The 18,859-nt window shown below is 33.8% G+C and carries 16 protein-coding genes and 1 pseudogene; 9 read left to right on the top strand and 8 right to left on the bottom strand.

What is annotated here, in order from left to right; genetic code table 11:
* The first annotated feature begins 59 nt into the window (after positions 1-59).
* Entirely contained in the window at positions 60-782 is a 723-nt protein-coding gene (gene purC / locus ABL518_RS00930) for a phosphoribosylaminoimidazolesuccinocarboxamide synthase (RefSeq protein WP_010081959.1), read from the top strand.
* Here purC and purM read toward each other — a convergent pair.
* Positions 779-1,816, bottom strand: coding sequence for a phosphoribosylformylglycinamidine cyclo-ligase (purM, locus tag ABL518_RS00925; RefSeq protein ID WP_007549277.1), 1,038 nt, complete (start codon positions 1,814-1,816; stop codon positions 779-781). The genes purC and purM overlap by 4 nt on opposite strands.
* Before the next feature lie 133 nt (positions 1,817-1,949).
* Here purM and ABL518_RS00920 point away from each other — a divergent pair, with 133 nt between their 5' ends.
* Both ABL518_RS00920 and ABL518_RS00915 read left to right on the top strand, forming a co-directional pair.
* Positions 1,950-2,243, top strand: a complete 294-nt coding sequence (locus ABL518_RS00920; protein WP_006280049.1) for a hypothetical protein — start codon at positions 1,950-1,952, stop codon at positions 2,241-2,243.
* Entirely contained in the window at positions 2,228-2,602 is a 375-nt protein-coding gene (locus ABL518_RS00915; protein ID WP_158246746.1) for a histidine phosphotransferase family protein, read from the top strand. Before ABL518_RS00920 ends, ABL518_RS00915 begins: the two co-directional genes overlap by 16 nt.
* Positions 2,603-2,668: 66 nt before the next feature.
* Here ABL518_RS00915 and ABL518_RS00910 read toward each other — a convergent pair whose 3' ends face one another.
* Complete coding sequence (locus ABL518_RS00910) at positions 2,669-3,487, bottom strand: transporter associated domain-containing protein (protein WP_007549273.1); 819 nt, start codon at positions 3,485-3,487, stop codon at positions 2,669-2,671.
* 402 nt (positions 3,488-3,889) lie between these two features.
* On the opposite strand from ABL518_RS00910, the gene hemE reads away from it, so the two are divergent.
* Both hemE and ABL518_RS00900 read left to right on the top strand, forming a co-directional pair.
* Positions 3,890-4,906, top strand: a complete 1,017-nt coding sequence (gene hemE / locus ABL518_RS00905) for a uroporphyrinogen decarboxylase (protein ID WP_010082013.1) — start codon at positions 3,890-3,892, stop codon at positions 4,904-4,906.
* 68 nt (positions 4,907-4,974) lie between these two features.
* Positions 4,975-6,168: a pyridoxal phosphate-dependent aminotransferase gene (locus ABL518_RS00900; RefSeq protein WP_010082012.1), complete on the top strand. Its 1,194-nt coding sequence runs from the start codon at positions 4,975-4,977 to the stop codon at positions 6,166-6,168.
* A gap of 45 nt (positions 6,169-6,213) precedes the next feature.
* Here the strand turns inward: ABL518_RS00900 and ABL518_RS00895 are convergent, their stop codons facing one another.
* Positions 6,214-6,702, bottom strand: coding sequence for a hypothetical protein (locus tag ABL518_RS00895; protein ID WP_006280043.1), 489 nt, complete (start codon positions 6,700-6,702; stop codon positions 6,214-6,216).
* A 488-nt stretch (positions 6,703-7,190) separates the two neighbouring features.
* Here ABL518_RS00895 and ABL518_RS00890 point away from each other — a divergent pair.
* From ABL518_RS00890 to glyA, 4 genes and pseudogenes are all read left to right on the top strand, one after another.
* Positions 7,191-8,404 (top strand): annotated as a pseudogene (locus tag ABL518_RS00890) (MFS transporter).
* Positions 8,405-8,479: 75 nt separating this feature from the next.
* Positions 8,480-9,709, top strand: coding sequence for an MFS transporter (locus tag ABL518_RS00885; RefSeq protein WP_182309106.1), 1,230 nt, complete (start codon positions 8,480-8,482; stop codon positions 9,707-9,709).
* A gap of 135 nt (positions 9,710-9,844) precedes the next feature.
* Entirely contained in the window at positions 9,845-11,065 is a 1,221-nt protein-coding gene (locus ABL518_RS00880) for an MFS transporter (protein ID WP_010081954.1), read from the top strand.
* A gap of 40 nt (positions 11,066-11,105) precedes the next feature.
* On the top strand, positions 11,106-12,383 hold the full coding sequence (glyA, locus tag ABL518_RS00875; protein WP_095742806.1) for a serine hydroxymethyltransferase: 1,278 nt from the start codon (positions 11,106-11,108) through the stop codon (positions 12,381-12,383).
* 1,069 nt (positions 12,384-13,452) lie between these two features.
* Here the strand turns inward: glyA and ABL518_RS00870 are convergent.
* From ABL518_RS00870 to ABL518_RS00850, 5 genes are all read right to left on the bottom strand, one after another.
* Complete coding sequence (locus ABL518_RS00870) at positions 13,453-14,898, bottom strand: collagen-like protein (protein WP_251371805.1); 1,446 nt, start codon at positions 14,896-14,898, stop codon at positions 13,453-13,455.
* A gap of 513 nt (positions 14,899-15,411) precedes the next feature.
* Complete coding sequence (locus tag ABL518_RS00865; protein WP_155975178.1) at positions 15,412-15,567, bottom strand: hypothetical protein; 156 nt, start codon at positions 15,565-15,567, stop codon at positions 15,412-15,414.
* Between the two features lie 17 nt (positions 15,568-15,584).
* Positions 15,585-17,312 carry a surface protein-related protein gene (locus tag ABL518_RS00860; RefSeq protein WP_251371770.1) on the bottom strand — a complete coding sequence of 576 codons (1,728 nt, stop codon included), beginning with the start codon at positions 17,310-17,312 and terminating at the stop codon, positions 15,585-15,587.
* Positions 17,270-17,917, bottom strand: a complete 648-nt coding sequence (locus ABL518_RS00855) for a hypothetical protein (protein WP_348994382.1) — start codon at positions 17,915-17,917, stop codon at positions 17,270-17,272. The genes ABL518_RS00860 and ABL518_RS00855 overlap by 43 nt, the downstream gene beginning before the upstream one ends.
* Positions 17,872-18,717, bottom strand: coding sequence for a collagenase (locus ABL518_RS00850; protein ID WP_010082001.1), 846 nt, complete (start codon positions 18,715-18,717; stop codon positions 17,872-17,874). The genes ABL518_RS00855 and ABL518_RS00850 overlap by 46 nt, the downstream gene beginning before the upstream one ends.
* Positions 18,718-18,859: the final 142 nt, after the last annotated feature.

Genomic DNA, 18,859 nt, shown 5'->3' with positions numbered 1-18,859 from the left:
GTTATTTGGGGCTATACTCTAAGAATAGTAAATTGATATAATATATAGTTAAATTAAACATGTCACTGAATAAAACGATATACGAAGGTAAAGCGAAAGCCATTATTGAAACTGAAGACTTATCAATTGTCATACAGCACTTTAAAGATGATGTTACAGCATTCAATAAGGAAAAATATGAAATAATCGATGGTAAAGGAATAATTAATAATCATATTAGTGCTTTTATCATGGAAAAGCTTGAGAAAGCAGAAATTAGCACACACTTTATAAAAACTCTAAACGAAAGAGAACAGCTAGTCAAAAAACTCAAGATAATACCTCTTGAGGTAGTAGTTAGAAATGTCGCAGCTGGCAGCTTTTGCAAACGTTTTAATATCAAAGAAGGTGAGAGGCTTGCATCTCCTATAATCGATTTTTTTTACAAAAATGATGACCTAGCCGACCCAATGGTAAGTGAAAATCACATACTGTATTTTGATTGGCTATCTAGCAAAGAAATGGATGAAGTTAAAACTACAACTTTAAAAATCAACGAAATATTAGTTCACCTATTTTCAAATGCAAGTATATATTTAGTTGATCTCAAGTTAGAATTTGGCAGATTAATAAATGACAGTACTAAAATCGTTTTAGCTGATGAAATTAGCCCTGATAACTGCAGATTATGGGATAAAAATACTTATAAAAAGCTAGATAAAGATGTCTTTCGTTTGAATTTAGGAGATTTAAAGGAAGCATACCTAGAAGTTGCAAAAAGACTGTCAGTAAAGTTAGGTTAACTAAATACTACTCTATCAAGTGGAGGGTTACATGCCTCATCAAGTTTTCCAATAATTTCAATTTTTTCTCCACGTTTTTGGAAATGATTTTTCACGTTTTGCATATTCTCAGAACTTACGATCAATACCATACCAATACCACAATTAAATGTTTTTAGCATTTCTTTCTTCTCTATTTTACCCTCCTTTGTTAGCCATAAAAATATATCTGGCCATTTCCAGGAATTAATGTCTATGTTTGCAAATAAGTTTTTTGGAAGAATTCGCGGAATATTGTCTACCAAACCACCACCCGTGATGTGCGCAATACCTTTTACTTGTGACATGATAGGCAGCAAAGAATCAACATATATTTTTGTTGGTTCAAGTAGTATTTCACTCCAAGATTTATTATTCCATAGAGATGTATCGTTATAATTTATACCTAAGCTTTTGAAAACATGGCGCACTAAAGAAAACCCATTTGAGTGAATTCCACTTGACTCTAAGCCAACTATATAATCACCTGCTTTCATCATACTACAGTTTGGAAGAATTTGCTTTCGATCAACTACACCAACCACAAACCCTGCAAGGTCATAGTGATTATTACCATACATTCCAGGCATTTCTGCAGTTTCCCCACCAACCAATGCTATTTTAGCTTGCTTGCACCCCTCTGCAATGCCCTTAACCACAGATAATAAAACATCTTTGGTCAAAACGCCTGTTGCAAAGTAATCAAGGAAAAACAAAGGCGTTGCTCCTTGTGCAAGTAAGTCATTTACACACATTGCAACTAAATCTATACCTATAGTATCATGTTTATTCACTTCTTGAGCTATCAACAGTTTCGTACCTACTCCATCAGTTGAGGAAACGAGTACTGGATGGTCATACTTCTTACTTAGTGCAGCAAAATCAAATAACGCAGAAAATGAACCTATTTCGCTGATTACTTCTTCTCTAGTAGTTTCTTGAGCAATAGGCTTGACTTCTTTTATTAACTTATTATATAGTTCAATATCTATTCCTGATCTGGTATAAGTATTCATAATCCTTTTATAAATTTTAAAATTGTTAATACTATATTAATGCCTTGATATAAAAAGTGCAACGAAACTTTCTCTTAATTGACTATTATATACTTACCAATATAGGGTAACTTAAATCATTTATAATTATCCAATGAACGAAAATACCAAAAACATACTGTTAATAACGGAACTGCTATCAGGACGGCTGCTTCATGACTTTGCTAACTCTATGAATGGAATAACGTTTGGCGTAGAAGAGCTTGAAGTAATAGATAAGAATGATGCTGATGCGCAGAAGGAAGCGTTGTTGTTTCTTAAAGAAAGCTCCGATGATTTAATATATAAACATAAAGTTATGAAGCAGGCATATTCTTCTTCAATGGATAATTATAGCTTTGATAAGACCAAATCTAATATCGAAAATTATTTATTAAAAAAAAAGTAAAGCTTACGTGGAAAATAGACGCATACTCTGCAAAAAATAAGGAAGATTTAATTGAAAAGATAAATAAGATAATTTCTAATATGGTGCTAACTATAGCCAGTGCAGTGGCGGAAGTTGAACTAGTATCTGTTTTACTGAGTCAAACAGAAGATAAAATGCTATTAACTATAAAAATTCTAAATGAACACAAACCAATAAGCAAATCATTAGTAGACAAATTAATCAAAAAAAATGACACTAATTTAAATACAAAAGATATTAATATCTATATGACCTCTTTATTATTAGAGTACTATAACACTGAAATGCATTATACTTGCGAAAATAATTTGCTGGAAATAGGTTTAACTATAACTTGAGTTGCATATTTGGTTATTACAACTTTTTCTTCGTGTCAAGGCATTCCCCGACAAGGGGTACCAAATCTAATTTTTGTAATCACTTAAGTCTAGTACTATTTTATTAATGTAGCGCTCATTTGCATCTTTGATGATAAACTTCATACCATTTTTATATTTAATGACTTCATCTACAGAAGGCACTTTACCAGCAATCGAAAGAATCAAACCACCAAGTGTAACATAGTCTTCTTCAGGGTCACGTAATTCTATTTTTAGATCCTCTTCTATATCTTTTATAAGAGCCCTTGCTGATACTTCAAACTTATTTTGAGACAATTCAGTAATGGTATATTCTGAATTTATTTCGTTTTCACTATCAATGTTTGGTATTAGTTCCTCTATAAGATCAGTCATTGAAATTAAACCATCAGTTCCACCATATTCATCCAATACGATAGCTAAGCATGATTTAGAAGAGTTCATCCTAACAAAAAGATTAGTTGTCTTCATCGAGGGTGGAACAAATATTACGCTTTGTATAATATGTTTCAGATTAAAATTTTTATCCCTATTAAAAATAACATCTTTTACATAAAAAAAGCCTATTACGTTATCAAAGTTATTTTTATAAATTGGTATTTTAGTGTGGCAAGTGTTTTTTATCTTCTTTATTATTTCACGCTCGCTTGACTCAATGTCTACTGCGCATATCTCTGTACGTGGAGTCATTATATCCATTATACCACAATCGCGGAATTTTAATAGACCATTAAATATATTAAGGTCTGGCAGATCTTTCATTAATGCCTCAGTCGCACACTTTTTCAACACAGAAGCTTTTTTGAAAAGGAAGAGAAAAATTCTATATGCTATTTTTTCTACTAAGGTTCTTTTTTTACTCAATTTATTCCCTGTAATGGCAAAAACGTTTTCAGATTAGATTTATCAAGAAAACTGTTATTAAATGTTTAATAAGCATGTGAATAATGTCAAATTAATTTGTGAATTATTTGTTGATATAAAATACCAACAATTGATCAACAACTTTTTCAACAACATATACATAGTTGTGTAACAATGCATGATGGTAAAGTATTTTCCATAAAAGAAAATTACTAACACTCTAAACACCTTACTTATACACATAAATCATAACAGAAAATCAATAACATACGAAAGTTACTCACATATTTATCCACAAGTTGAACAACGCCAATTTTTACTGAATTTTAAGTTAGTAACAAGTTATTGATAGAACTATTATTATTGCTATACTTTAATATACAAAAGAATAAATAGAATAGATTGGAAAGCGGCAAAACAACAATAGCGAAAATTATTAAGAGAAATGAGCCGGGTGGAAGAGTGCCTATCTGGCTAATGCGTCAGGCTGGCAGGTCTCTTCCTGAGTACCGCAAAGCAGTAGAAAATATGAATAATTTTATGGAGATATGCTACAACACAGATTTAGTGACAGAATTGACGTTACAGCCGGTGACAAGATTTGACATGGATGCGGCGATAATTTTTTCAGACATTTTAATAATAGCTGATGTTTTGGGTTGTGACGTGAATTTCGTACGCGGTGTAGGTCCAATAATAAAACCCGTGGAAAGTCCTAAGGAATTGAAGGGTCCACAAGAAATTGAAACTAAAACCTTGCCAATTCTAAACGCTATAAAAAAAGTCAGAAGCCAATTACCAAAAGAAAAATCTCTCATAGGATTTGCTGGTGGACCATGGACAGTAGCCTCATACATCATAGAAGGTAGGAGCAGCAAAACTTTTTCCAAAGTATTAAATTTTTATCCTTCGTGTTTGAAGGAAATAATTGAACGAATAACGGAAGTAACGATTATTTATCTAATTAAACAGATAGAATTTGGAGCAGATGTTATTCAGCTATTTGACAGTAATGCTGGTGCGTTATCGGAACCATTGTTTAAAGAATATGTTATCGAACCAACAAAGAGAATTATCTTGGCAATAAAGGATAGATTTTCTGATTTTCCAATAATAGGTTTTCCAAGGTCTGCTGGAAATCTTTATAAAGATTACTGCGAACAAACAGGTGTATCTGCAGTAAGTATAGATTATAATGTTCCAATAAAATGGGCGAAAGCGAATCTAAACATCCCTCTACAAGGAAACCTTGATCCTAATCTTTTAGCCTATAATAAAACGGAAGCAATCAAAGAAGCAAAACGTATAATAGATTGCTTTAGAGATTTACCCTTCATATTTAATCTCGGACATGGAGTACTCCCTGATACTCCAGTTGAAAATATTGCTGCATTGGTAAACCTGGTAAAAAGCTACTAATACAATACACAAAATTCTAGCTTTTTTGTTGTACGGGGTTTATCATTTGAATTTAGCTTCAGTAAGATATGTCAGACCTTGCAAAAAGAATGTCCCTAATAAAACCATCACCTACGATTGCTGTAACTGATAAGGCAAATAAGTTGAAAAATGAAGGAAAAAAGATCTGTGTTTTAGCTGCAGGAGAACCGGATTTTGATACTCCAGATCATATAAAAAAAGCAGCTATTCAAGCAATAAGTGAAGGTAAGACTAAATATACTGCTGTTGATGGAACGCGTGAGCTGAAAGAAGCAATAATTAATAAGTTAAGAAAGGATAATAACCTCGAGTACACGCTTAACCAAATCTGTGTTGGTACAGGTGCTAAGCAGGTGTTATTCAATTTGTTCATGGCAACAATTAACTCTGGAGATGAAGTTATTATTCCAGCTCCTTATTGGGTTTCATATGTTGATATGGTAAGTCTTTTTGGCGGCTTGCCAGTTGTAGTAGAATGCAAACAAAATTTTAAACTGACAGCGGAATTATTGAAAAGCAGGATAACTAAAAAAACTAAATGGTTAATTCTTAACTCACCGAACAACCCTGCAGGAGCTGTGTACACATGTGATGAATTGAAAGACATAGCACAAATATTGCTTGAATATCCACATATGAATGTCGTTACAGATGATATTTATGAGCATATAATATACGACGAAAAGTTTTTTACTATCGCTCAGGTTGAGCCGAAGCTTTATGATAGAGTTTTTGTAGTCAATGGAGTATCAAAAGCCTATGCAATGACAGGCTGGAGAATAGGGTATATTGCAGGTAGAAGTGATGTGGTAAAAGCTATCTCTACGCTGCAGTCTCAAAGCACTTCTAATCCAAATTCGATAGCACAAGCAGCAGCAGCAGCAGCATTAAACGGTGATCATAGTTTTTTGAAAGAAAGAACAAGGATTTTTAAGAGTCGTAGAGATTTTATGGTGAAAGAGCTAAATTCTGCCCCGGGATTATCAGCGTCTGTTCCACAAGGTGCGTTTTATTTATTTGTCTCATGTGAAGGATTGCTCAGTAAAAGCACAAAAAGTGGTAAGATAATAAATAATGATTTAGATTTTACTGAATACTTACTGGGAGATCATTTGGTTGCTGTGGTTCCAGGAATTGCATTTGGTCTAGAAAATTTTATCAGAATTTCTTATGCAACCTCTCAGGAACAATTAGAAATTGGATGTGATAGTATTACTAAAGCGTGCCAGGAGTTAAAATGAAATAGACTATCCATAAGTTGTATATTTTGCCATACTTCGCCAAGGTTATTTTGAATGTTCTAACTTGTGTTTTTCTATGGAAGGCATTTTTATTGATTGAGCAAGTGTCTTTCTAATATTGAATTCCTCATTTTTTTCATTTTGTTGCAGTAAGTTAATGTTATTTATTTTATTTACTAAATCTTTCCCCTTTTCCAGAGTCTTTAAATCACTTTCGTTAATGTGATGTTCATTGTAAAATTCTGCAACAATTTCTTTTCTTTTCGGATAAGTATTTAAAAATTCCGACACCTGATGTTTAGCAACAGCTTGAATAAATTTCTTATTAAATCTTGAATCGTTATATAGATCTTCTAAATTTTCATCGTAGTGTTTTGCTTCATTTACAGCAAGCTTTATTATCTCTTCTATACCACTTAGAAGTTTCCTATACAATTTGTCGTATCTATTGCCTAGCACGTGTGTAGCGAATGTTTGTTCAATGTATTTTGTTATGTAATTTTGCAGCGTATTATCTATCGTGCTTATATTCATCAGCCTGCTTTAATATTATATTAACTATTTTACACATAAAAAGGTTAATATTGAATTAATAGAATACTTCTGAAGTCAAATTTTACTGAAAATTATGGTATTTAAGATATAATTGTCAGCATGAAATAAAAACATAAATAAAATGGATCTTGTAACAAAAGTGAAGCTCAAGATAAAGATGAATAAGGGTAAAATCATAAATATACTTATCATTTGTGGTGTAATTTTTTTCATATACCTTATTCATGAGCCAGTTGTAGATATGGTAGAAAAAATTATAAGTAAAATAAAAGGTCTCTTTTAAAAATAGAAAAAGTGAACTTTTTCCATCATCCAAACTTGAACCTGGAAAATTTAGTTAATGCATAAACTACTTATGTTGGCTATGAGTTCAACTGTATAAAATTCCGGTAAATTAAAATAAGTATTCATAAAAATATTGTTTTCTATAAACAGAGTATCTATAATGCTAGCTTTGGGGTAAAGTATTGCAGAGGAATTTTTTAATCTGGTTGTTGGCGTCACTGTTTTATGCATACCAATATATATTACGCGTAATTCCAAATATTATAATTCCTGAATTGGTAGTAAGGTTTAATATAGGAACAACAGAAATAGGACAATTTTGTGGACTGTATTATGTAGGTTATGTGTTAGCACATATTCCTGTAGGTATTCTTTTAGATAGATTTGGTTCTAAAGTTGTTATACCGATTTGTATTGCATTAACATCTTTAGGTGCTTTACCTTTAGTCAGTTCTAATGATTGGAGTTATTCTATTATTGGAAGAATAATTACTGGTATTGGATCCTCTGCTTCAGTACTTGGACTCTTTAAAATAATAAGAATCTATTACCATAGAGAAAAATTTGCCATGATGTTCAGCATATCGGTTATTATTGGCATTTCAGGTGGTGTATTTGCCACCAAACCATTACATGTCTTACTTGATAAGTTTGGGTGGGATTATTTATTTACTGTGTGTATAATGCTTGGATTATTGCTTGCTTTAACTACCTTTATATCTATACCTAAAGTTGGCACCTCAGACGAAGAATTAAATATTAAAAATTTAAGCAAAGTTATATTTAATAAAGATATTTTATTGATAGGTCTGTTTGGCGGTTTTATGGTTGGACCATTAGAAGGCTTTGCAGATGCGTGGTCCGCAACATTCTTGCATGAGATTACGCTATAGATAGACACATTGCATATAGCATTTCAAAATGGATACTAATAGGCTTTGGCTTTGGGCATTTATTACTTCCTTACATATTAGCAAAAAATCCAACCAAGCACTATGAAATAATAATTTCTTGTGCTATGGCCATGATAATTGTGTTCTTATTACTTTTTATATGCAATATTAGTGAACTCCTGGCATGTATATTACTATTCATTATTGGTCTTGCTTCTGCATACCAAATTGTTTTTACTGCTAAAGTTGTAAGTTGTGTAAAAAACGAAGCAGTAGCAAGTGCAGGATCTGTAGGTAATTCCATAGTTATGAGTTTTGGTTATTTTTTTCACGTCATTATTGCAAATATAATGAATTTTTATTGGAACGGTGAAATTATCGATGGAAAGCCATTTTATGGAACTGATGTAATGGTTAAGTCTATGTTAATAATACCTATATGCCTACTAATAGGAATGATAGGCTTTTGGTTACTTAAAGTTATAAGCTGTAAAAAGAGCTAAGCAGATTTAGATGATTAATATAGTATTGTTTTTTATAACTAAAGTATCTATAATCCTAAATTTTAGCTGAGATTCATGTTGCAGAGGAATTTTTTAATCTGGTTGTTGACGTCACTGTTTTATGCATACCAATATATATTACGCGTAATTCCAAACATAATTGCGCCTGAATTAATAACAAAATTTAACATAAGTATTGCAGATGTTGGCCAGTTTGGTGGGTTATACTATGTAGGCTATACGCTAGCTCATATACCTATTGGTCTTTTCCTTGATAGATTTGGACCAAAGTTTGTTTTACCTGCTTGTACCGTTTTGACATTTACCGGAACACTACCGCTTATATGCTTTGATGAGTGGAGTTATTCAATAATTGGAAGAATAATTGTGGGAATTGGGTCATCCGCTTCGGCAATTGGAATCTTTAAAGTTGCAAGCATGTATTTTGCGCAAGAAAAATCAGCAAGAATGGCCAGCTTATCTATAATTATAGGAATTTTGGGAGGGATATGTGGCGGGTTACCTTTAGACTTCTTACTCGATAAATTTGGCTGGAATTATGTTATCTATACATTCTCAGCATTTGGGTGTTTACTTGCTCTGTTGCTGTTCTTAGTAACGCCTGAAAGCAATGCTCAACAGGAAAAAGTTAGCATTAGAGACTTAAAAAACATACTTTTCAACAAGCATATTATTCTAATTAGCTTTTTTGGTGGACTCATGGTCGGTCCAATGCAAGGTTTTGCCGATGGTTGGGTGAAAGCATTCTTTTTTGAAGTATATAAAATGAATGAAGACTTGGCATCTTCTCTCTCTTCCGTAATATTGATAGGAATGTTAACAGGATCATTCTCTTTGGCTTATTTATTGGAAAAATATAAAAATAAGCATTATGAAGTAATAATTGCATGCTCATTTGCAATGATCGCTAGTTTTCTTTTGCTTTTTACTCAGATTGGTGGCTTGTATGTTGTATTACCTACGCTTTTTTTTATTGGCTTCACATCTGGATATCAGGTGGTTACCATTTACAAAGCGATAAGTTATGTAAATAATAACTTAGTAGGCCTGGCTACAGCTGTGTCAAACATGATAGTTATGGTTTTTGGCTATTTTTTTCACACTGGGATCGCAAAAATAGTAGATTTGTGTTGGGATAGGACAGTGATACAAGGAAATCCTGTGTATGGTGCTGAATTGCTGATAAAAGCAACATCAGTTATTCCTGTATGTTTGCTGGTGGCTGTTTTTGGGCTCTTATGGTTAAAAAATAAAGATTTTAGAGAAGTTGATTGTAATAAGTAGATAATTTATCGAAGGCTCGTATGATAAAATCGTTAGATGTACTAATTTAAGGCTCTTGTTATTATGAAATATAATACTTTATTTTACTTTGATATTTTTGTTTTAATTGTAATTGGGTTTTATTAGGTGGTAGGTATGTCGAAAAGTAATTTTTTTGTATGGTTGATAGTATCTCTTTTCTATGCATACCAGTATGTGTTACGTGTCATGCCAAACATAATTGCGCCTGTATTAATAACAAAATTTAATATAAGCATTGCAGATTTAGGGCAATTTAATGGTCTCTACTATGTGGGATTTACACTAGTTCATATCCCTGTTGGTCTTTGTTTTGATAGATTCGGTCCAAAAATTGTTTTACCTATTTGTGCTGTCTTGGTATCTATTGGAACATTACCTCTTGTGTGCTTTGATGAGTGGTATTATTCAGTATTAGGTAGAATAATTGTTGGGATTGGCTCGTCTGCGTCAGTAATAGGAGTATTTAAAGTTGCCAGTATGTATTTTCCGCGAGAAAAATCAGCAAAAATGGCAAGCATATCTGTTATTATAGGGCTATTAGGGGCAATATATGGTGGTCTACCAATAGAACTTTTGCTTGATGAGTTTGGTTGGAATTACGTAATTTATATTCTTTCAGGGTTTGGTTTCTTACTCGCTTTATCTTTATTTTTAGTTATTCCTTACAATGCTTACGACTTTCGAAAAGAAAAAATTAGCATGAAGGATCTAAAAACTGTGCTTTTCAATAAATATATCATTCTAATTAGTTTTTTTGGTGGCTTAATGGTAGGTCCACTAGAAGGTTTTGCTGATGCTTGGACAAAAGCTTTTTTATGTGAGGTATATCAAATGGCCGGTGATCTAGCGTCTTCAATTTCTTCTGTTATATATGTAGGATTTGCAGCTGGATTGCTCTCTTTTGCTCACATATTAGAAAAATATCCAAATAGACATTATGAAGTTATTATTGTCTGTTCCTTTGCAATGATTGCTAGTTTCCTTTTACTTTTTACACAGGCTGGCGGATTGTATATTGTATTGCCTGCACTTCTTGTTATAGGTTTCGCTTCTGGATATCAAATAGTAACACTGTACAAAGCATTAAGTTATGTAAATAATAACTTAATAGGATTAACTACAGCTGTGTCAAATATGATAGTCATGGTTTTTGGCTATTTTTTTCACACTGGGATCGCAAAAATAATAGATTTGTGTTGGGATAGGACAGTGATACAAGGAAATCCTGTGTATAGTGCTGAATTGCTGATAAAAGCAACATCTATTATTCCTGTATGTTTGCTGATAGCTGTTTTTGGGCTCTTATGGTTAAAAAAGCAGGATAAGCAGTCTTAAAATTGCTTGTGCATCTTAAAATTAAAGCGAGGTTTGATCTATGATGAGTGTTTTAAAAAAAATCTGTGGCTCTAAAAATAGTTTAAAGTCTTTTGATAACGAGGTTTATCAGTCTATAGAAAAAGAATTACAACGCCAAAAATCACAATTGCAATTAATTGCATCAGAAAATTTTGCAAGCAAAGCGGTAATGGAGGCACAAGGCTCTTTTCTGACTAATAAATACGCAGAAGGTTATCCAGGTAAAAGATATTACTGTGGTTGTGAGCATGTGGACAAAATTGAAAGTCTGGCTATAGAAAGACTTTGTAAGTTGTTTGGTGTTAAATTTGCAAACGTTCAACCTCATTCTGGTTCTCAGGCAAACCAGGCGGTATTTGCTTCACTGCTTACTCCAGGCGATACAATACTTGGATTATCACTGAGTTGCGGTGGGCATCTAACTCATGGTGCGGCACCAAGCCTTTCTGGTAAATGGTTTAAGTCAATTCAATATACAGTGAATAAAGACACTTATCTGCTCAATATGGATGAGATAGAAAAGCTGGCGCTGGAGCATAAACCGAAATTGATCATAGCTGGTGCTTCTGCTTATCCAAGAAAAATGGACTTCAAACGCTTTCGCGAGATTGCAGATAAAGTTGGTGCTTATTTGCTTGCAGACATTGCTCACTATGCAGGGCTTATTGCAGCGGGCGAATATCCATCCCCTGCTGAATATGCACATGTTATGACTTCCACGACTCACAAAACTTTGCGTGGTCCTCGTGGTGGAATAGTGATGACCAATGATGAAGCATTACACAAAAAAATTCAATCCGCAGTTTTTCCAGGATTGCAGGGCGGGCCACTTATGCATGTGATAGCTGCAAAAGCTGTTGCATTTAAAGAAGCATTAGCACCAGAGTTTAAGACTTATAGCAAGAAAGTCGTGGAAAATGCGAAAGTGCTGGCTCAAGAATTGCAAAAGCATGGACTTGACATTATAACCGGTGGCACTGACTCTCATATAGTGCTAGTTGACTTAAGATCGCAGAAATTAACTGGAAAAGACGTTGTAGATAGCCTTGAGAGAGCCGGTATTACCTGTAATAAAAACTCTGTACCATTTGATACAGCAAAGCCGACCATCAGTTCAGGGCTCCGTTTTGGCACCGCTGCTGAGACAACACGCGGACTTGAGGCAGAAAATTTTAAAGAGATAGCTGGTCTAATAAATGAAGTAATTCAAGGATTAATCAGCGGAAATAGCTCAAGTGTCGAAAAAGCAGTAAAAGCTAAAGTTGAAAGGATTTGTAGTAATTTTCCTATTTATTAATTTATGTGGTGTCATCCAAGTAGCTGGTAGAAACGAAAAAACTTACTTGACACCCTTCGCCAGCCCTCTTATCATGAAACTGAAGGTATTCATTTATCTTCAATCTGTGCAGATTAAACGACAACAGTATTACGTAATTGGCGTCTTATTTTTAATTTTTTGCACTATGCGCACCCTACGTCTTCACAACATTTCTGGGTTTTCACCTATATAAGCTGAAACGCGCTTATAAAGCGTTTAAGACAGTATAGCACGCCAATTTGCAGGATTAGAGAATGACAACTAGCTAATACGGGATTTCTTTTGCCTTTTTTTCTGCTTAGTAAATTTCTTAAACATTTAAACTAAGATGAGTTGCATTTAAAAGCAGCTAAATTGCAGTGTTTAAGACTTAAAAAACGCCAATACTGAAAATAGACAATGACTGGGGCTTCTTTTGCCTTTTTTTCGTTTGGTAAATTTCTTAATGTTTGTAGCTAACATGAACAAACATTTGAGAGTAACTTCTGCTAGTAGGGTGTCATCCCAGTGCCCAGACACTGGGATCCAGGAATTTTATTAAGTTAGTAAGCATAAAAGTAGCCGTTTTATGTTAAAATACAACATTTTAATGATTATGAAAAGGCTGGATTCCAGCGGGCTTTGTTGCATCGCTAGCTATGATGGATTAAAGATAAAAAAGATGGAGAATATCAGTAGCTTATTATTCTGGTATTTATAATAAGAACGGTCAGTGAATACCTAAATTTGAGTAAAAGAAATTTCACTACCACTCACTAATCTGGCTAAAATTCAAGAATTTCAATGCTTTAGCTATTTTCAATAGAATTAAGTTTATTAATATAAATAATAAATTACTATTCTTAAATTTGATCAGATTGATTGCAAAAAAACAAGATTTTCAATAGGTTGCTTATAATTCTAACTATAGTTAGCCTTTCATAAGTAGCGATGCAATAAAGCCATTCCAGCGTCACGCGCTGGAATGACATTGTAGGGTGTTATCCGAGTCCTTTTTCCGTCATCAGAGGACCATATGACGTCATCCAAGTAGCGTGACTACTTGGATCTAAGCTGTATTACCAAGTCCAATTAAGTGCAGCATCATCACTTGTTGGAGGCTCAAAATACGGTTGTGACATTTCCTCTTGCACAGCTCTTTTAAATTCTGGACTTTTTGTATGCTTATCTTTGTTACATGCTCTTGTAAGGCTTTCTCAGTAGCTATTTCAGCAGCTGTTGGACTTTTACCATCTGCTCCTGTCTCCCCTTGTGGGCCTTGAGCTCCATCTTTACCATCTGCTCCTTTAGGACCAGTGGCTCCTGTCTCCCCTTTTAGCCCTTTACCTCCTAAGAACACCTTTGCTGTTTGATCATTTTTGTCACCATACGCTGTGTCAGTAGCATCAAGAAATCCTCCTAATTTATCCACTAAAATTGATTTGTCGCCGTCTTTTGCATCAAATATAGCATTCACGACATCTTTCGCTGCAGCTTTTGTTTTAAGCTCTGTAGCTTTAACAAAAGCAGTCTCTGCAGCAGTTTTAGTGTAAACTTCATCGGCTGGAGCAGCTTTAATATATACCTTATTTGTAAAATCAGGAGAAGCAGTTATAGCATCCACAACAGGCTGTTTTACTACTTCTGTTTTTAGCGTATCTGTAAGTCCTAAAGTTTTAACAAATGCATCATCAACACCTTTTTTGGTATAGATACCATTATCATCATCACCTTTTGCTAATTCTGGTATTAAAGCATCCACAACAGGCTGTTTTACTACTTCTGTTTTTAGCGTATCTGTAAGTCCTAAAGTTTTAACAAATGCATCATCAACACCTTTTTTGGTATAGATACCATTATCATCAGCACCTTTTGCTAATTCTGGTATTAAAGCATCCACAACAGCTTTTTCTGCAACTTTTGTTCCAAGATCTGCAGTTTTAAGAAACGTGTCATCAACACCTTTTTTAGTATAGATACCATTATCATCATCACCTTTTGCTAATTCTGGTATTAAAGCATCCACAACAGCTTTTTTTGCAACTTTTGTTGCAAGATCTGCAGTTTTAACAAACGCAGTATCTGCATCATTTTTAGTGTATACTTTATCGGTAAAATCAGTAGAAGCAATTATAGCATCCACGACATCTTTCGCTGCAGCTTTTGTTTTAAGCTCTGTAGCTTTGACAAAAGCAGTGTCTGCATCAGTTTTAGTGTAAACATCTGCAGTATTAGCTTTGTTGGCTAGATCAGCTGCACCAGCTTTCTCTCCTAGCTCAGCATCGACGTAATTCTTGTCAGCTTTTTTTGCCAACTCATCATTTACATTTCTTTTAGTGTAAACATCTGCAGTATTAGCTTTCTTTCTCAACTCATCATCCACACCTTTTTTAGTATATATACCTTTATCATTAGCACCTTTATTGAGTTCCACTATCAATTTTCCTAAAAAATTTTTGTTAGTTGCAAGGTTTTCTATTGTATCTATTGTACTCAATTTTTCACTCAACGCCATATCACCCTCCATTAATTACAAAAACCATAGCATGCATGAAAATAGTATAATTTTCGTTAATGTTAGATTTTACATAAGATTTCCTTGAAACTTGTTGTTTCAGAATTCTTCTCTTGTCATTCAAGTGTGTAGCAGATGATGTCATTCCAGTCTGGAATCCAGCCTTTATTATGCAGCCACTTATTTAAAGTTAAGTTTTCTGGATCCCAGTGGGCTTTGTTGCATCGCTAGCTATGATGGATTAAAGATAAAAAAGGTGGAGAATATCAGTAGCTTATTATTCTGGTATTTATAACAAGAACGGTCAGTGAATACCTAAATTTGAGTAAAAGAAATTTCACTACCACTCACTAATCCGGCTAAAATTCAAGAATTTCAATGCTTTAGCTATTTTCAATAGAATTAAATTTATTAATATAAATAATAAATTACTATTCTTAAATTTGATCAGATTGATTGCAAAAAAACAAGATTTTCAATAGGTTGCTTATAATCCTAATTATAGTTAGCCTTTCATAAGTAGCGATGCAACAAAGCCATCCCAGTGTCTGGGCACTGGGATGACACCGAAGGGGCTACTCGGATGACAAACCCTGTCATTCCATGGCGTGACGCTGGTTTCCATCCAAGACGGCAGTGCTTGACACTGGAATGACAAGAAGAGGGCACTGCCCTCCTTGTATGTATTAGATATAGGCCGAGTTGTGGTCGTGATAAATGTGATCGCTTGCGCAATCGAACATTTTCACAAAACCATTCTCTAGATAAAGATTATATTCGTGATGTTGATCTGATAATACAATATTATCTTGCTCCCCTAAATTGAAATGACTTGAATCTGACAGCAATTCGTAATTTGAATTATCTATTTTACTAATGCTGTTTATTACTTTGCCATTACCACTTGATATAGCTAAACTATAACTATCACCATCCTTCATTATCTTGATGGACACCTTATCTTCAGGTAACACTATAAGCTTCTTTGTGCCACTATCGTGGATTACGAATTTGCCTTTTTCAAAATAGTATTTGTCTTCCGGCAAAGCACCAACCTTATAATCTGATGTGTGCAGTTTGTTCCAAAAATCTAACACAGATTGCTTTTCTGCTCCTTCCGCTCTATCATACAAGGCTTTCACATCATTATAATTTATCGTTACATTTGCCTTATGCTTCCCTTCTGAGTCCTGCTCGTAGCTCTTTTCTATTTTGAGAATTGTGTCTTTTAATACTACCTGTTCTTGCTCTTTCTCCTCCACTGAAGCTGACCTTTTTGCCCTTGTTGGAATTTGTGGCTGATCAGACTGCATTTCACTATTGTCGTTTGATGCAGTTTTCTCTTCAGCAGCTTGTGCAACAACATTAGTAGTACTATGAACTTCTGTCTTAGTTTCACTTACTTGCCCTTTTGGACTTTCGGTTTGTTTCTCTTTTGTAAATATTCTCTGATAGTCCGTGTAGCCTCTATTAGTATCACCGATATCGCCACTGCCTTGATCAAAAGTTATTTTTTTACTTCCATTTCCCATATCTTCAATTTCAACTTGAGGAGAAACAGATGCTAGGAAATCGTTATAACTGTAGTTGTAGTCAGCAGAAAAGAATATTTTCCCTTTGAAATTGTGAAAGTTATTAGACAACATTCCAATTTCTTCATCACCATCAAACAATTTTACTTTAGTGAAATATGTTTGATCTTTTATTCTAACTATTTCACCGCTGGAGTTTCTTTGTATGTGATAATCATTTGGGTCGTACTTTATAGCAAAAAGTTTGCCAGAGCCATATTTCTCTAAGTTTATAAGGCCCACATTTACATGTTTATGGGAATAATCTCTCTTTTCATATTCATGTGCAAATATTGGATCTATATATCTATATTCGTCTGATATATTTGGCATACCTACTGGATGTTCATTCCCATCTTTCGTCACCGGAACAAGCTTATATGCTCCATCTTTTTCCACTAATTTTAGGTGAGTAATACTTTGTGGTAGTTGAAACCTTACGTTTGCTCCATGGTCATGAATAAATAGATCACCTTTCTCGGTAATATAAAAGCCCATATTTTTAAATTCATGTAAGCGCTCGTCTCCTTGCTTTACGACAGCTTCATATACATCATCGTCTGTCCTATCTGTTCCCTTATTATCCAGTAATTTTCCTTTTTCCACGATTACTCCATTTGCCTTTTGCTCATCAGAATATTGTGCATGTTCTGAATCCTGATGATTCAAAATTTTGGTACCTCTAAGAAGCAGAGAATCTAAATCTTTTTGGATGTGTCCAGTGCTAGGATGCAACAATTCATTTTCATGTAAATGCGCTTCATCAAAGTATTCATCGCGTTCAACTGTTCTGCCATCTATTAGGGAAGCTTTATAATGACCATTTTCTTTTGTAACTGACATTCTCCTAACATCTTTTCTACGTCGATGTTCTTAGTCGCTTTTACTTGTTCTAAGCCAGTGTTTATGGTTTTATCAAGTAAGGTACTTTTTAATTCCTCATATTTGGAGGGAATTGAATAATATTTGTCTGAATACTCTTCGTAAGAAATCTTCCCTTCGCTATATTCTTTATTTATCTTGGGATATTCCATTTGCCTCTGCTCATCCAGATTTTTTAATGCATCATCATAAGCTTTCTTTAAATTTTCATCATACTTTGATAGCATTCTAAAAGCCTGATTTTTATACTCTAGACTGTTTTGGTACTCATTACCTTGTTGGTCAGAGTAAGTTAGTTTATCCTGTCCATCGGAAGTTTTTACTACCTTGAGGAAATGATATTCCTTTGATATATCAAGTGTATCATTTGTTGCCCTATTTATAGCACGAGCAACATCATAAAATGCAACGTGTTCTACAGGAGAAAAACTTCCAACGTTTTCTCCATCCATTTTTTCTATATTTGCTTTATAGTAGGATACGTTTTTAATTTCTCCACCCACTATTTCTTGACCAATTGCTATGAAATCTCCTTTTGTAACTTGCAAAGCGTTGAGATGTTCCATTGCAGTTTCTGTATCATTCTCAGCAGCCAACTTTTGAAGTCAGTATCGTGTCCTTTTATGTCTTTCAAGAAACTTTTTGACTCATCTGAGTTACCTTGACGTAAAGCATCTAGGTAGTCTCTTAATAAACTAGGATCTTTTTCCTGTAAGTACATTATCAACGCATGACCTGTTTTATAAACCAAGCTATTTGCTTCGCTGTCCTTTGAGTATTCTAAACTTAAAATTTTATCTAAATCCAAATTTGCAGCTTCAGTTTTGTCGATACTTGATCCTTGAGAATTGAATTTATGATCTGAATGATGCTCAAAGTAGTCTGCAATTCCTTCCATTAATACTGTAGGTAAAGATTTGCCTCCTGTAGCCAAGTAAGTTAAACCATGTGCAAATTCATGCTGAAGGTTATGAATGCCACCTTGCTGGTAGACGTACATTTCAGCAAAAACGTCAGCTTTCCCTTTGTAGTAACATTTACCACCTTCGTCTCCAAGGTAAGAACCGAAACGCTCGCTTCCGCCAAGGTGAGTGTAATCATCCTTGTCATCAAACATGTAAATTTTAAATGTTTGTTCTGAACTGCCGCGTTCTAACTCGAATGCGTTTTTAAAATTAGTAGCTGTTTCTCTTATCTCACTTTCAATGTTAGCAACTTTACTTGCTCTTAAATTGTGAGAATAAACCTCTACTTTAATATTTAAATCTTCAACTTCTATAACATGTGGCGAATTAAACCCTTTGCCGTTATTGTTGAAATATTCTGCTTTAGTTATATTTTTATTTACTTGTTGACTAATTGTCATAATTTTAACCTCTAATTTGCTGATCTTTCAATATCAAGCATAAAGTAATTTCCCTAAAAAAAACGTAAATCCCTGTATTAGTATAATTTATATCTTAATAAATAAAGTATAGATAGTTAACTTAATATGTAAAATTTAGAAT

The sequence above is a fragment of the Wolbachia endosymbiont of Drosophila willistoni genome, assembly GCF_040084705.1.
Taxonomy (GTDB): Bacteria; Pseudomonadota; Alphaproteobacteria; order Rickettsiales; family Anaplasmataceae; genus Wolbachia; species Wolbachia pipientis.
Note: the sequence above shows the minus strand (reverse complement) of the source record. Positions and strands in the feature narration are given on the sequence as shown.

What these genes read in the sequence shown, in the direction of transcription:
- purC (WP_010081959.1), top strand. Translation starts at nt 60, where the DNA reads ATGTCACTGAATAAAACGATATACGAAGGTAAAGCGAAAGCCATTATT.
- purM (WP_007549277.1), bottom strand. Translation starts at nt 1,816, where the DNA reads ATGAATACTTATACCAGATCAGGAATAGATATTGAACTATATAATAAG.
- ABL518_RS00920 (WP_006280049.1), top strand. Translation starts at nt 1,950, where the DNA reads ATGAACGAAAATACCAAAAACATACTGTTAATAACGGAACTGCTATCA.
- ABL518_RS00900 (WP_010082012.1), top strand. Translation starts at nt 4,975, where the DNA reads ATGTCAGACCTTGCAAAAAGAATGTCCCTAATAAAACCATCACCTACG.
- ABL518_RS00895 (WP_006280043.1), bottom strand. Translation starts at nt 6,702, where the DNA reads ATGAATATAAGCACGATAGATAATACGCTGCAAAATTACATAACAAAA.
- ABL518_RS00885 (WP_182309106.1), top strand. Translation starts at nt 8,480, where the DNA reads ATGTTGCAGAGGAATTTTTTAATCTGGTTGTTGACGTCACTGTTTTAT.
- ABL518_RS00880 (WP_010081954.1), top strand. Translation starts at nt 9,845, where the DNA reads ATGTCGAAAAGTAATTTTTTTGTATGGTTGATAGTATCTCTTTTCTAT.
- glyA (WP_095742806.1), top strand. Translation starts at nt 11,106, where the DNA reads ATGATGAGTGTTTTAAAAAAAATCTGTGGCTCTAAAAATAGTTTAAAG.
- ABL518_RS00870 (WP_251371805.1), bottom strand. Translation starts at nt 14,898, where the DNA reads ATGGCGTTGAGTGAAAAATTGAGTACAATAGATACAATAGAAAACCTT.
- ABL518_RS00860 (WP_251371770.1), bottom strand. Translation starts at nt 17,312, where the DNA reads ATGTCAGTTACAAAAGAAAATGGTCATTATAAAGCTTCCCTAATAGAT.
- ABL518_RS00855 (WP_348994382.1), bottom strand. Translation starts at nt 17,917, where the DNA reads ATGGAACATCTCAACGCTTTGCAAGTTACAAAAGGAGATTTCATAGCA.
- ABL518_RS00850 (WP_010082001.1), bottom strand. Translation starts at nt 18,717, where the DNA reads ATGACAATTAGTCAACAAGTAAATAAAAATATAACTAAAGCAGAATAT.